This window comes from Pseudomonas japonica (genome assembly GCF_013522925.1).
GTDB lineage: Bacteria > Pseudomonadota > Gammaproteobacteria > Pseudomonadales > Pseudomonadaceae > Aquipseudomonas > Aquipseudomonas japonica_A.
Genome location: NZ_JAAMQU010000009.1, coordinates 69,148 through 84,400 on the forward strand (window position 1 = coordinate 69,148; position 15,253 = coordinate 84,400).

Sequence of the window (15,253 nt, forward strand, 5' to 3'; positions counted from 1 at the left end):
GTTCTTGTTTTCGTTATGGCCCATAGGGATGGGTTGTCGCGGGTCGAAGGGCGCTGTAAATATCCCTTGTGCCGCCAACTAATATATGAGTTATTAGAGACAGACCACCAATCACGTGTCAACGTAAATTGAAATAATTATATAAATGCCTGATTTATAGAGAATTAACGGTAAATCGCATGAATGGCAGACGAATTCCAAAGGCTGAACAGATATATCTTTCCCTGCGCCAGGCCATTGTTCATCTGGACATGCCACCGGGTGCGGTGATCTCCGAGAAGGACCTGTGCGAGAGCTTCAACGTGTCTCGCACGCCGCTTCGCGAAGCGCTGCAGCGGCTGGCCGACGAGGACCTGGTGGAGATATTCCCGCACTCGGGCACATACGTAAGCCGCATCTCGTTCAAGGTGGCGCAGGAGGGTTTCATCATTCGCCGGGCACTGGAAATCGAAAGCGCGCGCAGCGCCGCCCGGCAGATTACTGACCAGGGCATCGTCGATTTGAAACTGATCATCGATGACATGCGGGTGATCCTGGAGCGCAACACGCTCAACCAGTACATCGATGTGGACGACGCTTTTCATAATGCAATCGCCAGCAGCAGCGGCTACCCGCGCATCGGCAAATTCATTGCGCTGGCCAAGGTGCACCTGGACCGCATGCGCCAGTTGAGCGCCCCGGTGCCGGGGCACCTGGCGATGGTCACCGACCAGCACGAAGCCATTTATCACGCGCTGAAGAACCACAGCCCGGATCAGGCAGAACTGGCGATGCGGATTCATCTGGATTCCTCCTTCGCGGTCATGGCCGGCCTGTACGAGGAGAAAATCAGCCTGTTCCAAGACGATGTCCCTAAAACAAAACGAGAGCTCATATGAAAGCCATTGTTGGGAAATCCCCGTTGATCCGGCTGAACCCTGACGATAACGTCGCGATCGCCCGGTTTTCGCTGGATCCGGTGCCGCTGGACGAATTGGGTGGCGCCAGCCCCCGCGAGCGCATTACCCAGGGCCACAAGGTCGCCATTCGGGCCATCACCGAGGGCGACGCAGTCATCAAATACGGCCAGATCATCGGCTACGCCACCCGCGACATCGCACTGGGTGAACATGTACACACGCAAAACCTGGCCATCGGTGAAGTGGTGCTCACGCACGAATTCTGCGTGGATGCGCGCGAGCCTGACCTGATCGCCCCGGCCGAGCGTGCCATCTTCATGGGCTACGGGCGCCCCAATGGCCAGGCCGGCACCCGCAACTACATCGCGATCCTTTCCTCGGTGAATTGCTCGGCCACCGTGGCCAAGGCCGTGGCCGCGCACTTCACCCGCCCGGGGCCACTGGATGCCTTCGCCAATGTGGACGGCGTGATTGCACTCACCCACGCGGGCGGCTGCGCGATCAACACGCAAACCGAGGGCTACCTGTACCTCACCCGCACCATGGCCGGTTACGCGACCCACCCCAATGTAGGTGGCGTGTTGATGATCGGGCTGGGCTGCGAAACCAACCAGATCCCGGCGATTCTCGAGGCTCACGGCCTGGAGGAAGGCCCGACGTTCCGCACCATGACCATCCAGAACAGCGGCGGCACCCGTAAAACCATCGAAGAAGGCATCGCCGCGCTGACCGCCATGCTGCCCGCGGTGAATGACATCCAGCGCACACCGCAACCGGCCAGCCTGTTGCGCCTGGCGTTGGAGTGCGGCGGCTCGGATGGCTATTCAGGTATTTCCGCCAACCCCGCGCTGGGCTATGCCGCCGACCTGTTGATCCGCAATGGCGGCACCGCATGCCTGTCGGAAACGCCGGAAATCTACGGCGCCGAGCACTTGCTCACCCGCCGCGCCGCCTCTCCGGCCGTTGCCGACAAACTGCTCGCGCGCATCGAGTGGTGGCGCGATTACGCGGCCCGCAGCAAAGCGGAGCTGAACAATAACCCGTCCCACGGCAACAAGGCGGGCGGGCTGACCACCATCCTGGAGAAATCCCTCGGCGCGGTGGCCAAGGGCGGAACCACCCGCCTCAATGCCGTGTACGAATACGCCGAACGTATCGACCAGCCCGGCTTTGTGTTCATGGATACCCCTGGCTACGACCCGGTGGCCGTGACCGGGCAGGTTGCCGGCGGCTGCAACGTGATCTGCTTCACCACAGGGCGCGGCTCGGTGTCCGGATTCAAGCCCGCCCCTTCGCTGAAGCTGGCCACCAACACCTCCATGTACGAACGAATGCAGGAGGACATGGACATCAACTGCGGCACCATCGTGACCGGCGAAGAAAGCATCGAGCAGGTGGGGGAACGCATTTTTAGAACCATCCTGGCGACAGCGTCTGGCGAACACACCGCCAGCGAACTGTTCGGCTATGGCGACAACGAGTTCGTGCCGTGGCAGGTAGGCGCGATCATGTAACACACCACATGCGACGCAGATCGCAACCGCCTGACGGAGGAAATAACAATGACAACAATCCAGGACCATTACGACGTCATCATCATCGGCGCGGGCGTGGGCGGTGGTGCGCTGGCCAACATTCTTGCCGGTCACGGCAAGCGCATCCTGATGATCGAGCGCGGCCCAAGGCTGCCTCGCGAGGACGATAACTGGAGCGTGGACGCGGTATTCCACAAGCGTAAATACGCGGCCAAGGAGCAATGGCGGGACAAGGACGGCAAACTGTTCAACCCCGGCACCTATTACTACGTAGGCGGTAACAGCAAGTTCTTCGGCGCGGCAACCCTGCGCTTTCGCGCTCAGGACTTCGAAACGCTGCAACACGAAGGCGGCATCGCGCCGGCGTGGCCGGTGAGCTACAACGAATTCGCGCCTTTTTATGACCAGGCCGAACGCCTTTTGGGCACCCACGGCACCGCCCGCATGGACCCCTGCGAACCGCCGCGCTCTGGGCCCATGCCGCACGCGGCTATCGGCCACGAGCCAGAAATCCAGGCCTTCGACAAAAAGCTGCGCGCCCGCGGCTTGCACCCGTTCCCGCTGCCCATCGCTATCGACTATCACCCCGGCGGCGCGTGTATCCGCTGTGCGACCTGCGACGGCTTCGCCTGCAAGCTGGGCGCCAAGGGCGACGCCGAGGTGCGCCTGGTAGACCCGGCACTGGCCAAGGGCGATGTGCAATTGATCACCGACACCTATGTGCAACGGCTGGTCACCGACCCCAGCGGCCAGCGCGTGACGGAGGTGGACATCCAGCATGAGGGCATGGCGCGCACGCTCAGCGCGGAGCTGTTCGTGAGTGCTGCTGGCGCGATCAACTCCGCTGCCTTGCTGCTGCGCTCGGCCAACGCGATGCACCCTCGCGGTTTGGGCAATAACCTGTCCGACCAGCTGGGCCGTAACTACATGGCCCATAACAACACCGCAATGATGGCGATTTCGCCATTCAAGAAGAACCGCGTGGTGTTTCAAAAGTCCATGGCCATCAATGACTATTACCTCGCCAATACAGAAAAGCCCTACCCACTCGGCAACGTGCAGGGCCTGGGCAAACTCCAGTCCGGCATGCTTACCGCCAATGCCAGATGGGCGCCTGAATGGATGATGGGGTTGTTCTCCGAGCGCAGCGTGGACTGGTGGATCATGTCCGAAGACCTGCCCGACCCAGATAACCGCATCACGGTGGATGAAGACGGCAAGATTCGCGTGAGCTACACCGCCAACAACCTCAAGGCGCACCAGGAACTGGTGGACGTGTGGACCCGACACATGCGGGCGCTGGGATATCCGCTGATCATCACCAACAAGATGGACGTGAAAGTCGCGATGCATCAATGCGGCACGGCACGATTTGGCAATGACCCGGCCACGTCCGTGCTGGACCCGTACTGCAAGGTCTGGGACGTCGAAAACCTTTACGTGGTAGACGCGTCCTTCCTGCCGTCCTCCACCGCGCTCAATCCTTCGCTGACCATCGTCGCCCAGGCGCTGCGCACTGGCGAAAAGCTGCTGCGCGACTGGGGCATGAGCGTCTCGATCCCGCAAGAGGTGGCGACGGCTCACATTTAACCCATTTCCAAGGCAGAACGCACATGAGCGGACAACAACAAAAAGACTACGCCAACCTCTTCAACCTCAAAGGCCGCAAAGCCATCGTGACGGGCGGTTCCCGCGGGATCGGCAAAGGGCTGGCGCAAGCCCTGGCGGCCCAGGGGGCAGACGTTGCGATAGTGGTGCGTTCCTCGTTGGACCGCGCCGAACGCCTGGCAACCGAGTTGCGCGACCAAGGCGTGGACAGCTTCGCGATACAGGCGGATGTGGCCGTGGAAGCGGACGTGGTGCGCATGGTCGAGGCCGTGATCACCCGCTGGGCCCGCATCGACATCCTGGTCAACAACGCTGGCATCGTACTTCCCGCCCACGCTGAGGCCTGCACCCTCAACACCTGGCGCCAGACCATGGCGGTCAACCTGGACGGTGTGTTCCTGGTGTCTCGGGAAGTGGGCAAGCACATGATCCACCAGCGCGGCGGCTCGATCATCAATATCGGGTCCATGTCCGGGCGGATCGTCAACTGGCCGTTTCGCCACGCGGCCTACAACGTCTCCAAGGCAGGCGTGCATATGCTCACCAAGTGCCTGGCGGTGGAATGGGCCGAGCACAACATCCGCGTAAACGCCCTGGCGCCGGGCTACATCATGACCGAACTGACCGAAGAGGTACTGCGAGAGCACCCGGATGTGGTCAGCGAACACTGGGCCAAAGGCGCCGTGCAGAACCGCATTGGCAGCGTAGATGAACTGGCCGGCGCGGTGGTCTACCTGGCCAGCGATGCCTCCTCGTTTACCACCGGGGAAGTGCTGACCGTGGATGGCGGGCTGACACTGCGGTGAGGCGTGGCCCGCTCGCTTCTACACCCCCGCATCCCGTCGGCGGAATTGCCCCGGCGGCAGGCCGTGGGCCTGGCGGAAGCGGCGGGAGAAGTAGGCTTCGTCGGCGAAGCCGCACAGAATGGCGATTTCCCCCACCGGGCGGGTACTGTTGAGCAGCAGGTTGCGGGCCAAGTGCATGCGCCGCTCCAGCACCAGTTCGCTGAAGGTCTTGCCGGTTTCCTTACGCAGCCAGTGGGTGAGGTAGTTGGGCGAGAGGTACGTGGCGGCTGCCACGGTTTTCAGGTCCAGGTCGGGGTCGGCCAGGTGCTTGCGTACATAGTCGGTCATGCGTGCCAGCGCATCGCGACGGCTGCGTTGGGCCGTATTGCCGGCGGCCAGGGCCGTGAGGGGTTGGGCGTAACGGCGACACACGATGCCGATCAGTTGCAGCAGGCACCCCTTGAGCTGCTCGCGGGTGCCGAATTCCCGGTTGCCGTCGAGCTTGCGCATTTGCTCGAGCAGGGCGAGCACTTGGGCCAGCGGCTCACCTTCAAGCACGAAATCCACCTGGGCCTGAAACCGGAATGGCGTGAGTTCCGGCGCTTGCTGGATCGATACGTCTTCCAGGTCCAGCGGTGAGCATTGCAAATGCGGCAGTAAGAAATTCTGATCGAAATTGATCAACACGAACCGCCCGCCCTTTGGAGGCGGAATCAGATGAACCCGGTGGGGCAAGATGAACGCCACGGCATGCTGTGGAAACGGCCGTTCCACATTGCTGACGTAGTGCACCGTGTCCCCGCCCAGGTTGATCTGGATCTGGAAATATTCGTGACGGTGCGCTGTCGCTTCGGCGTTCTCCGCGGTTTTCTCCCGGATATAAAAATCCGGCCGCTCGCTGCGCTGTTGCATACCGAACGTAGGCACACGGGTAGAAGGTGGCGGCATCGTTACTCCTGTTCTGCGACCGTGAAAGATGCGGCCTGCCCCAACATGTAGGACAACTCGAATTTCTGGCGGTGTCATCACTGCGAAGGGGTTTACCGCCAAGTCCAAAAAACGCCAGCGCGCCGCACGTTATGAAACCGCTCTGGCGCAGACATCCTACCGCGCAAACCCCCAGGGACCCGGAAAATCGCACCGGCCGGATTTCTTGCACTTATTTAACGACCTGCACCAACGGGCCTGTTTTTAACCCCTACCGGCGTTGACCCTGGCCAGTTGTACGATAACCTGAAACCTGCACCACCAACATCTATCAACAATAATTAGAAGGTGTTCGCCCATGCTCAATACACCGCGCGGCGCTGCATTTGCCCCTCCTCCCGGTCCCGACAGCGCGACCGCCGCTACCGGCGCTACCGCGTCGGCAAGCCCGGCCAGCCGAGCCGGCGCCCTTCCCACCCGCAGGCGATGGTTCATGCTCAGCCTGCTGTTGATCGCCACCATCATCAACTATGTAGACCGGGTAAACATCTCCATTGCCGCGCCGTTCATGGCCAAGGACCTGGGCCTGGACAAAATCCAGATGGGGCTGATTTTCTCGGCCTTCGCCTGGACCTACGCCTTCGCGCTGGTGCCGGCTGGTTTTATTGCCGACCGCTTCGGCTCGCGGGTCACCTATGGGGCCTCACTGATCACCTGGTCGGCCGCTACCGTGTGCCAGGGCCTGGTGGGCGGCTTTGCTTCGCTGTTCGGCCTGCGCCTGGCCGTGGGGGCAATGGAGGCGCCGGCATTCCCGGCCAACAGCCGTGCGGTGACGGTGTGGTTCCCGGCCCGTGAGCGTGGCATGGCCAGCAGCATCTATGTGTGCGGCCAGTACCTGGGCACCGCGCTGTTCACCGGCGCACTGCTGTGGATCGCCACCACCTACGATTGGCGTCATGTGTTCTACAGCACGGGTATCGTGGGCATTGTGTTCGGTGTGGTGTGGCTGTTCGTGTACCGCGACCCGCTCAACTGCAAGAAGGTCAGCAAGGAAGAATTGCAATACATCGAAGACGGCGGCGGCCTGGTGAAGAGCAGCCAACAGCGTACGCGGTTCAACTGGCGCCAGGTCACCGAACTGTTCCGCTATCGCCAGGTGTGGGCTATCTGCATTGGCAAGTTCGCCAGCACCTCGGCGCTGTACTTCTTCCTCACCTGGTTCCCCACCTACCTGATGGAAGAGCGGCAGATGAGCACCATCAAGGTGGGGATCTTCGCCGTGCTGCCGTTCATTGGCGCCACGGTGGGCATTCTGCTGGCGGGGATCATCTCCGACCTGCTGATCCGCCGCGGCCACTCGCTGTCGTTCGCTCGCAAGCTGCCGCTGGTGGTGGGCTCCGCGCTAGGGATGTCCATCGTGCTGGTCAACTTCACAGATTCCAACGTGGTGTGTATCGCGGTGCTGACCTGTGCGTTCTTCGCTCAAGGTATTGCGTCCTCCTCATGGGCGGCGGTGTCGGAAGTGGCGCCCAAGGAGCTGATCGGGCTCACCGGTGGGGTCACCAGCCTGGCCGCGAACATCGGCGGTATTGTCACGCCCATCGTGATTGGCGCCATCGTGCAAACCACCCACCAGTTCGCCTATGCCTTCTGGTTCATCGGCGCGGTGGCCGCCATCGGCACCCTGTCGTATTCCTTCCTGCTGGGGCGCCTGCACCGCATCGAGTTGCAGGCCCGGTAACAGCGCATCCACCCTTGGGGCCGCCAGCGCGCGGCTCCTTTTTTACCCCCGCACGCATTGCCCGGTTTCGTCCACTCGCAACGCCGCTTTGTCCAACTTTCGCTTACTCCGCCGCCGTAGGATGAGCCCTGCCCAACCGCGATTACAAGGAACAACACCATGGCTGGACTGGCTTTCGAGGCACCGCCTGTGACCACCCTGCCGGTTCGCGACAGCGAACTGCGCTTTCCCGTGGCCCGGGTATTCTGCCTGGGGCGCAACTATTCCTGGGATGCGGTACCCGGTGCATCGAGGGAGAAACCGCTGTACTTCATGAAGCCCGCCAGCGCCGTGATCGACGCCACGGGTGAAATCCCTTACCCGCCCCTCACCGAGGAGTTCTGCCACGAAATCGAACTGGTAGTCGCCATTGGCAAGGGGGGTTCGAACATTGACCCGGCACATGCGCTGGACCACGTGTGGGGCTATGCCGCCGGGCTGGACCTCACCCGTCGCGACCTGCAAATGGCCGCCAAAGCCGTGGGCCAGCCTTGGGAAGCCGCCAAGGCATTCGACGGCGCCGCGCCGATAACGGCTTTAATGCCAGCCCAGCGCATCGGCCATCCGCAGGCGGGAGCGATCTGGCTAAGCGTGAACGGCCAGGAGCGTCAGCGCTCGGACCTTTCGCGGCAGATCTGGCCCGTGGCGGATGTGATCAGCCAGCTGTCGGCCTACATTACCTTGCAGCCCGGTGACCTGATCATGACCGGCACCCCACCCGGGGTCGCGCCCTTGCAACCGGGAGATGTGGTCAATGCCATTATCGATGGGATCGGTTCCCTGGAAATGCGCGTTGGCCCGCGCCCCTGACCTGATTTGTCACAGCCTGTTTCCCACACAAGGAGCACCCAACAATGACAACCAACGCCCCTGTGAAAGTCGCCCTGGTGACCGGTGCCGGCAGCGGCATCGGCCGCTCCGTCGCGCTGGGCCTGCTGGCGGACGGCTTTACCGTAGTCGCCGCTGGCCGCCGCCCCGAGCCGCTGCAGGCACTGGTCGCCGAAGCCGAGGCCCAAGGCCAGCAGGCGCTGGCGGTGCCGACCGATGTACGCGACCCGGCAAGCGTCGATGCCCTGTTCGCTACCATTGAAGAGGTGTACGGCCGGCTGGATGTGGCGTTTAACAACGCCGGCATCAATGCACCGGCCGTGCCGGTGGATGAGCTGGACGTGTCGCACTGGCTCAACGTGATCAATACCAACGTGACCGGCGTGTTCCTGTGCGCCCGCGCCGCGTTCGGGCTGATGCGCCGACAGCAACCGCAGGGTGGCCGGATCATCAATAACGGTTCCATTTCCGCGCACACACCCCGCCCCTTCACCGCGCCTTATACCGCCAGCAAACACGCCGTGCTGGGGCTGACCAAGGCGCTGGCCCTGGATGGCCGCGACTACAACATCGCCTGCAGCCAGATCGACATCGGCAACGCGCTTACCGAACTGTCGGTGCGCATGACCAAGGGTGTGCGCCAGGCCAACGGCCAGATTGCCGTGGAACCCATGGTGGACGTGAGCCATGTGGCCGACGCCGTCCGCTACATCGCCGCGCTGCCCCTGAGCGCCAACGTGCTGAACATGACCGTGATGGCCACCAACATGCCCTTCGTGGGCCGCGGCTGAGCCAGCCCCTTTAGGAGAACACCCGATGAAGCCTGAAGTGCTGCAACTGAGCGCCATCCTGATTCCCGAAATCCTCGAAGAGCTGAACGCCCACTACACCGTTCACCGCTATTACGAGCAGGCGGACAAAGCTGAATTCCTCCGGCAGCACGGCGCGAACATCCGTGGCGTGGTCACCGGCGGCCATACCGGGATTACCCGTGAAGTGATGGAGCAACTGCCAAAGCTTGAAGTGATCGCAGTGAACGGAGTAGGCACCGATGCGGTGGACCTGGCCTATGCCCGGGACCGTGGCATTCATGTGACCGCCACCGTGGGCGCCTTGACTGAAGACGTGGCGGACTTGGCCATCGGCCTGCTGATCGCTGCCTGCCGCGGGCTGTGCACGGGTGACCGCTACGTGCGCGCCGGCCTGTGGAAAACCACCGCCACACCGCTGGCCCCGCTGCCCTTGGCACGGCAATTCAGCGGCATGCGCGTAGGCATTGTGGGCCTGGGCCGGGTAGGCCGTGCGGTGGCCACGCGCGCAAGCGCCTTCGGTTGCCCCATCCGCTATACCGACCTGAAGGCAATGGACGATGTGCCCTACACCTTCGTACCCAACCTGATCGAACTGGCCAGGGAGAGCGACGCGCTGATCGTCGCTGCGGCGGCCGATAACGCTCAGGGCATCATCAATGCTGCCGTGCTCGACGCGCTGGGCAAGGGCGGTTATCTGATAAACATCGCCCGGGGCAAGCTGGTCAACGAACCCGACCTGGTGGCGGCACTGGTGGAGGGCCGTATCGCCGGTGCCGGGCTGGACGTGTTCGTGGATGAGCCCGACGTGCCGCCCGCGTTGTTTGGGCAGGAGAACGTGGTGCTGCAACCTCACCGCGCCAGCGCTACGGTGCAAACCCGAACCCGCATGGGGCGGATGGTGCTGGCCAGCCTGGCCGCCACCTTCGCCGGGCAACTGCCCTCGGCGCGGGTAACGGGCTAGGCCGGCTTGCTCCTGCACGTTCAGATCTGCGCCTGGCCGTCCACGAACAGCTCGGCGCCGTTCAGGCCGTACCGGATTTTCAGGGAATTCTCCTTACGCCCTCGCATCCATAGGTAACGGGCACAGCACCTATCTGGAGGCCAATCGATGAGCACACACTTCAAGGCGGGCGATAACGTGGCGTGGAACTCCCAGGCCGGAGAAACCCATGGCAAGGTCACCAAGGTGCATGTGAAAGACGTGGAGTTCATGGGCAAACACCGCCCGGCGTCGAAGGATAATCCGCAATACGAAGTAAAGAGCGACAAGACCGGCCATAGTGCGATGCACCATGGGGATGCCTTGCGCAAGGTTTGAAGGTTACTGCATGCCGGCCGCAACTTGCAGGTCGGGGTATGTGAGCTAAGCTGTTGGCCATCACGTCTTCAGGCTGCGGTCGACGACACCCTTCAGCGTTCCAAGCCCCGGCCCTGCCATGACCCCACGCCTTACCTTATCGTTGTGCATTCCCTTGTTGTTCGCCCCCTTCGCAGCCCTGGCTGATGGCATGCTGAGGCCCGGTTGGGGCCCCGTGGCCGAGCAGGCCCTGAACGATATCCGCGCCGCTGCGGTGCAACTGCCTCCGGGCGACGGCCAAGCCGCGGTAGGGGGCGATACTGCCCGGCCGGCCATCGAAGCCTGGATGACTGGCCGCGGTGGTGCTGGCGCTGGGGATTCGGACCTCACTGCGCTGTGGCAGGCCAGCGTGGGCAGCGAAGTGGGCAAGGAGAACGGCGCTGACCGGGTGGCCCGTGCTTTCACACTGGGCAATGCCACCTCGCAACTGGCCAGCAGCGTCTACGGCGGCCCGCCGGGAGCGGCTGCTTACGCCGCCTGGTGGGCCTATCACCAACCCAACGCCACCCCGCTGGAGGCCCTGCGGGTAGGCGTGATCAGCGCCGCTGCGCTGTGGGACACGCAAAAGGACGCCACTGGCGCCGGCGTTTCGCCTCAGGTTGTACGCCGTACCAGCCTCGCCGCCGCGCTTGGCGGGCTGGCCATTGCCGCTGCGGGCGGAGATGAGCAGGCGGTGCGGTCGCTGTTTTTCGAATCAGGGGCAGCCGTGCTGTTGCAAGAGGGCTCCAGGCTGGACTGCCTGTCCGCGACGGTGAAGTGCCAAGGCACGCCCGGCAAGCCTGTGGCTGGGCTGGAACCGGTGGCCGCCTACGAAGGCATGCTCGAAGCCGGGGGCGCTGGCAATCAAAGCGCTACCCTGCCGCGCCCGGCGGGCAGCCTTGCACTGGAGCGTGGCTATACACTCGGCTGGCATGTACCCGCCAGCCTGCAAAGCGGCGTACTGTACCCCATGGTGGTATTGACCCACGGCCGCGCCCCAGCCATCGCGCCCGCCGTGCCCGCGGTAGAGCCCGACACGCTGCCGCCTACCGCAGCTGGGGCCACACGTTACTTGTGCGAGAAACGCGGCGATACCCGGGCCATCTGGGTAGAACCCGGCAATCAGCCGCGCTCGGTGTGCCGCACCCTTTACCGGATCGACAAAACCACGGCGGTGTTATGGAACGCCCAGCAAAACCCGGAGGCGTGCGAGGCAAAAGCCAAGGCCCAGGTGAAGCGTGAGCAGGCCAAAGGGTATCAGTGCCGCCCCGGGCAATAACCCGCCTGGTGGCAACTCGGTGAAACCAACGCTTGGCCCGGGCGGTCGACTTTTCAACGTGCCCGCCAGCGAGACCTTCACATGAGCGAGAACCCGCCCACGTTCAATCGCCGTACCCTCTGCAAACTCGTCGCCGTGTCCGCCACTGCAGCGGCCGTGGTGCCACGGGCCATGGCCGAAACCTTCGCCGCGCCCTCCCCGGTCGATACGGGCAAGGTGGAACAAGGCGCGGTGAAGTTCCCCGCTTGGCGCGGCCCGGCGGATACACCCTCGGCACCGCCCCCCAAGCCCCTGCCGCCGGACCAGCGGGTGGGTTTTGCCATCGTGGGGCTGGGGCGCCTTGCGCTGGAGGAAATCCTTCCGGCCTTTGGCAAATCCCTCAAGGCCAGGCCGGTGGCGTTGGTGTCTGGCTCCCCGGAGAAATTGCAAACAGTGGCGGCGCAATACGGGATCAAACCTCAAGCCTGCTACAGCTATGAAGATTTCGACCGCATCCGCGACAACCCGGACGTGAAGGTGGTGTACATCGTGCTGCCCAATGCAATGCACCGGGAATTCTGTGAACGGGCGGCGAAGGCCGGCAAGCATGTGCTCACCGAGAAACCCATGTCAGTGTCCTCGAAAGATGGCCAGGCCATGGTGGACGCTTGTCGCAAGGCCGGCGTGAAGCTGATGGTGGCCTACCGCATTCAGTACGAGCCCTACAACCGCCGGGCCATGACGCTGGTGCGCAGCAAGCAATACGGCCGGCTGGTGGCCTATCAGGGCATCAACACGCAAACGGTGGCGGCGGATGGCGATCGCCAATGGCGGCACAAGAAGCAGATGGCCGGCGGCGGCTCGCTGGTGGACATTGGCCTGTACTGCCTGAATACGGCGCGCTTCATCACCGGCGAGGAGCCGGTGGAAGTGTATGCCAATATCTGGTCCCCGCCCGGCGATCCGCGGTTCGCCGAGGTGGAAGAAACCGTGCAGTTCACGCTGCGCTTTCCCTCCCACACCGTCGCCAATTGCCTTACCAGTTATGGCGCAAGGGATGACAAGCACCAGCACCTGAACCTTGAGGGCGCGGCCATCGACATGCCGAATGCGTTCCTCTACGAAGGCCAGCGGATGTCCATCATCGACCGCGACGACGACGCCACCCGCAATGCCGAGCTGACGCTCCAGCCCAAGGACCAGTTCGCCCAGGAAATCGACCACATGGCCGACTGCGTACTCACCGGGCGCGAACCCTACACGCCGGGAGAGGAAGGCGTGCAAGACCACAAGCTGATGGAAGCCATCTATGAAAGTGCCCGCACCGGCCAGCCGGTGAAACTGGCGCCCATCGAAGGCCTGGACCACTTCCGCGGCCCGCCCCTGGCCTGACCGCAGGAGCCGGCAAAGCCGGCGAACAGGGCCTCACCCGCCGCGCTTGAGCACCAGGGTGAGGATGTCGTAGCTGGCGACCATGTCCCCATGCTGGTTGGTGACGGCCACGTCCCAGGCGACTACTCCCTGTGGCTCGCCCTTGGGGCTTTGCTTGCCTTGGTCGATCTTGCGTTTACAGGTCAGCCGCGCCTGAATGGTGTCGCCGATGTGTACCGGGTTGATGAAGCGCAGGGCGTCCAGCCCGTAGTTGGCCAGCACTGGCCCGGGGGCGGGCGAGACGAACAGCCCGGCGGCGGCCGAGAGCACGAAATACCCATGAGCGATGCGCTGCCCGAACTGGGACTCCCTTGCCGCCAGCTCGTCGAAGTGCATGTAGAAGTGATCTCCCGACAGGCAACCAAAATTGACGATATCGGCCTCGGTAACCGTGCGCCGGTGAGTGAGCAGTGATTCGCCGATGCGCACGTCCTCGAAATGGCGACGGAACGGGTGCACCTCGGTTTCGATTACCGTTGCGCCACGCACGTACTCCTGGGTCACCGCCATCAACATGCTGGGCGAGCCCTGCACGGCGGCACGTTGTAGGTAGTGCTTCACGGCGCGCAGGCCGCCCAGCTCTTCTCCACCGCCGGCACGCCCCGGGCCGCCGTGTTTGAGCATGGGCAAGGGCGAGCCGTGGCCGGTGGATTCCTGCGCGGCTTCGCGGTCGAGAATATGCAGCCGGCCATGCAGGCGCGCCATGGCGGGCACCACACGCGCCGCAGTGGCCGCGCTGCGGGTCACCAGGGTGGCCACCAGGCTGCCCTGGCCCCGAGCGGCCAACACAACGGCTTCGTCGATATCGCCGTAACCCATCAGCGTGCTCACCGGGCCAAACGCTTCGATGTCATGGGCACCGCCAGGCGCATGGGGATCGCGGCTGAGCAACAGGGTTGGCTGGAAGAACGCGCCCTCGCTGGCGTCCTTCCCTTGCGGCTCAAAGCCTTGGCCATTGCCGAACAGCACCGTGCTGCTTTCCAACAGTTGGGCCACACGCTCGCGCACATCCGCCTGCTGCGCATGGGAAGCAAGCGCTCCCATCTTCACGCCATCTATTGACGGGTCGCCTACCACCACGCTAGCCAGGCGCTGGCTAAGGCGCTCGGCTACTGCGTCCAGGTGGCGCATGGGCACGATGGCCCGGCGGATCGCGGTGCACTTCTGCCCGGCCTTGGCGGTCATTTCCCGGGCGACCTCTTTCACGAACAGGTCGAACTCCTCGTCATCGGGAGTCACGTCCGGGGCCAGAATGGCGCAGTTGAGCGAATCCGCTTCGGCATTGAAGGCCACCGCGTTACGCACCAGGTTGGGGTTCACCCGTAGCCGCGCGGCCGTGTCCGCCGAGCCGGTGAAGGTGACGATGTCCTGGCCGTCGAGCAGGTCCAGCAGGTTGCCGGTGCTGCCGATCACCAACTGGAGGCTGCCTTCGGGCAGCAGGCCGGAAGCCTGCATCAGGCGCACCGCCGCTTCGGTCAGGTAGCTGGTGGCCGTGGCCGGCTTGACGATGCACGGCATGCCGGCAAGAAAGGTGGGCGCGAACTTTTCCAGCATGCCCCAGATGGGGAAGTTGAATGCGTTGATGTGCACGGCCACGCCACCCCGGGGCACCAGGATGTGGGTACCTGCAAAGCGGTTCTGCTTGCCCAGGGGAATCGCCGGGGCCTCGTGCATCAGGTTGCCGGAGGGCAATTCCCGTGCCCCTACGCCCGCGTAGCTGAACAACGTGGCGGTACCGCCTTCGATGTCCACCCAGCTGTCCGCGCGGGTGGCGCCGCAATGGCGGGAAATGGCGTACAGCTGCTCCTTGTACTCGTTGAGGTACAGCGCCACGGCTTTCAGCCGCGCAGCACGCTGCTGGAAATCCAGGTTCATCAGGCTCGCGTCACCCTTGCCACGCGCGTAATGCACAGCTTCGGCGAAATCGGGGGTTTCTTCGTGGGCATAGGCCACGGCCTGCCCGTCCACTGCACTACGCAGCAGTTGAGCGGCGTGCTGGCCCAGCCAGCGGTTGGCAATGAAACTCTGCAGCACAGGGGCCTGGGGCATTGTTG

13 protein-coding genes are annotated in these 15,253 nt (G+C 63.5%); 11 read left to right on the forward strand and 2 right to left on the reverse strand.

Annotated features, from left to right (window positions below):
* Positions 1 to 179: 179 nt before the first annotated feature.
* The 4 genes from G7016_RS15505 to G7016_RS15520 are packed head-to-tail and all read left to right on the forward strand — an operon-like array spanning position 180 to position 4,848.
* On the forward strand, positions 180 to 878 hold the full coding sequence (locus G7016_RS15505; RefSeq protein WP_181115901.1) for a GntR family transcriptional regulator: 699 nt from the start codon (positions 180 to 182) through the stop codon (positions 876 to 878).
* Entirely contained in the window at positions 875 to 2,413 is a 1,539-nt protein-coding gene (locus G7016_RS15510) for a UxaA family hydrolase (protein WP_181115903.1), read from the forward strand. The genes G7016_RS15505 and G7016_RS15510 overlap by 4 nt, the downstream gene beginning before the upstream one ends.
* 48 nt (positions 2,414 to 2,461) lie before the next feature.
* On the forward strand, positions 2,462 to 4,024 hold the full coding sequence (locus tag G7016_RS15515; protein WP_181115904.1) for a GMC oxidoreductase: 1,563 nt from the start codon (positions 2,462 to 2,464) through the stop codon (positions 4,022 to 4,024).
* A gap of 23 nt (positions 4,025 to 4,047) precedes the next feature.
* Positions 4,048 to 4,848, forward strand: coding sequence for an SDR family NAD(P)-dependent oxidoreductase (locus G7016_RS15520; RefSeq protein ID WP_181115907.1), 801 nt, complete (start codon positions 4,048 to 4,050; stop codon positions 4,846 to 4,848).
* An 18-nt stretch (positions 4,849 to 4,866) separates the two neighbouring features.
* On the opposite strand, the gene G7016_RS15525 is transcribed toward G7016_RS15520, so the two are convergent.
* Positions 4,867 to 5,775 (reverse strand): helix-turn-helix transcriptional regulator, encoded by a 909-nt coding sequence (locus G7016_RS15525; RefSeq protein WP_181115910.1) that lies wholly within the window; start codon positions 5,773 to 5,775, stop codon positions 4,867 to 4,869.
* A 472-nt stretch (positions 5,776 to 6,247) separates the two neighbouring features.
* On the opposite strand from G7016_RS15525, the gene G7016_RS15530 reads away from it, so the two are divergent.
* The 7 genes from G7016_RS15530 (at position 6,248) to G7016_RS15560 (ending at position 13,160) form a co-directional block, all read left to right on the forward strand.
* Positions 6,248 to 7,495, forward strand: a complete 1,248-nt coding sequence (locus tag G7016_RS15530; RefSeq protein ID WP_225776237.1) for an MFS transporter — start codon at positions 6,248 to 6,250, stop codon at positions 7,493 to 7,495.
* Between the two features lie 159 nt (positions 7,496 to 7,654).
* A complete protein-coding gene (locus G7016_RS15535) occupies positions 7,655 to 8,344 on the forward strand; it encodes a fumarylacetoacetate hydrolase family protein (protein WP_181115915.1) in 690 nt (229 codons plus the stop codon).
* A 44-nt stretch (positions 8,345 to 8,388) separates the two neighbouring features.
* Positions 8,389 to 9,153 carry an SDR family oxidoreductase gene (locus tag G7016_RS15540; protein ID WP_181115918.1) on the forward strand — a complete coding sequence of 255 codons (765 nt, stop codon included), beginning with the start codon at positions 8,389 to 8,391 and terminating at the stop codon, positions 9,151 to 9,153.
* Positions 9,154 to 9,178: 25 nt separating this feature from the next.
* The gene (locus G7016_RS15545; RefSeq protein ID WP_181115921.1) at positions 9,179 to 10,135 is read left to right on the forward strand and encodes a 2-hydroxyacid dehydrogenase; all 957 of its coding nucleotides are present in this window, start codon (positions 9,179 to 9,181) and stop codon (positions 10,133 to 10,135) included.
* Between the two features lie 147 nt (positions 10,136 to 10,282).
* Positions 10,283 to 10,492 carry a hypervirulence associated TUDOR domain-containing protein gene (locus tag G7016_RS15550; RefSeq protein ID WP_181115925.1) on the forward strand — a complete coding sequence of 70 codons (210 nt, stop codon included), beginning with the start codon at positions 10,283 to 10,285 and terminating at the stop codon, positions 10,490 to 10,492.
* Positions 10,493 to 10,610: 118 nt separating this feature from the next.
* On the forward strand, positions 10,611 to 11,789 hold the full coding sequence (locus G7016_RS15555; protein WP_181115927.1) for a hypothetical protein: 1,179 nt from the start codon (positions 10,611 to 10,613) through the stop codon (positions 11,787 to 11,789).
* 81 nt (positions 11,790 to 11,870) lie between these two features.
* Complete coding sequence (locus tag G7016_RS15560; RefSeq protein ID WP_181115929.1) at positions 11,871 to 13,160, forward strand: Gfo/Idh/MocA family protein; 1,290 nt, start codon at positions 11,871 to 11,873, stop codon at positions 13,158 to 13,160.
* 33 nt (positions 13,161 to 13,193) lie between these two features.
* On the opposite strand, the gene paaZ is transcribed toward G7016_RS15560, so the two are convergent.
* Positions 13,194 to 15,248: a phenylacetic acid degradation bifunctional protein PaaZ gene (gene paaZ, locus G7016_RS15565; RefSeq protein WP_181115932.1), complete on the reverse strand. Its 2,055-nt coding sequence runs from the start codon at positions 15,246 to 15,248 to the stop codon at positions 13,194 to 13,196.
* Between the last annotated feature and the right edge of the window lie 5 nt (positions 15,249 to 15,253).

Bases quoted from the DNA above. Each gene is read 5' to 3' on its own strand.
- G7016_RS15560 (WP_181115929.1), top strand. From the start codon at position 11,871: ATGAGCGAGAACCCGCCCACGTTCAATCGCCGTACCCTCTGCAAACTC.
- paaZ (WP_181115932.1), bottom strand. From the start codon at position 15,248: ATGCCCCAGGCCCCTGTGCTGCAGAGTTTCATTGCCAACCGCTGGCTG.
- G7016_RS15540 (WP_181115918.1), top strand. From the start codon at position 8,389: ATGACAACCAACGCCCCTGTGAAAGTCGCCCTGGTGACCGGTGCCGGC.
- G7016_RS15530 (WP_225776237.1), top strand. From the start codon at position 6,248: ATGCTCAGCCTGCTGTTGATCGCCACCATCATCAACTATGTAGACCGG.
- G7016_RS15555 (WP_181115927.1), top strand. From the start codon at position 10,611: ATGACCCCACGCCTTACCTTATCGTTGTGCATTCCCTTGTTGTTCGCC.
- G7016_RS15535 (WP_181115915.1), top strand. From the start codon at position 7,655: ATGGCTGGACTGGCTTTCGAGGCACCGCCTGTGACCACCCTGCCGGTT.
- G7016_RS15505 (WP_181115901.1), top strand. From the start codon at position 180: ATGAATGGCAGACGAATTCCAAAGGCTGAACAGATATATCTTTCCCTG.
- G7016_RS15515 (WP_181115904.1), top strand. From the start codon at position 2,462: ATGACAACAATCCAGGACCATTACGACGTCATCATCATCGGCGCGGGC.
- G7016_RS15510 (WP_181115903.1), top strand. From the start codon at position 875: ATGAAAGCCATTGTTGGGAAATCCCCGTTGATCCGGCTGAACCCTGAC.
- G7016_RS15525 (WP_181115910.1), bottom strand. From the start codon at position 5,775: ATGCCGCCACCTTCTACCCGTGTGCCTACGTTCGGTATGCAACAGCGC.
- G7016_RS15550 (WP_181115925.1), top strand. From the start codon at position 10,283: ATGAGCACACACTTCAAGGCGGGCGATAACGTGGCGTGGAACTCCCAG.
- G7016_RS15545 (WP_181115921.1), top strand. From the start codon at position 9,179: ATGAAGCCTGAAGTGCTGCAACTGAGCGCCATCCTGATTCCCGAAATC.
- G7016_RS15520 (WP_181115907.1), top strand. From the start codon at position 4,048: ATGAGCGGACAACAACAAAAAGACTACGCCAACCTCTTCAACCTCAAA.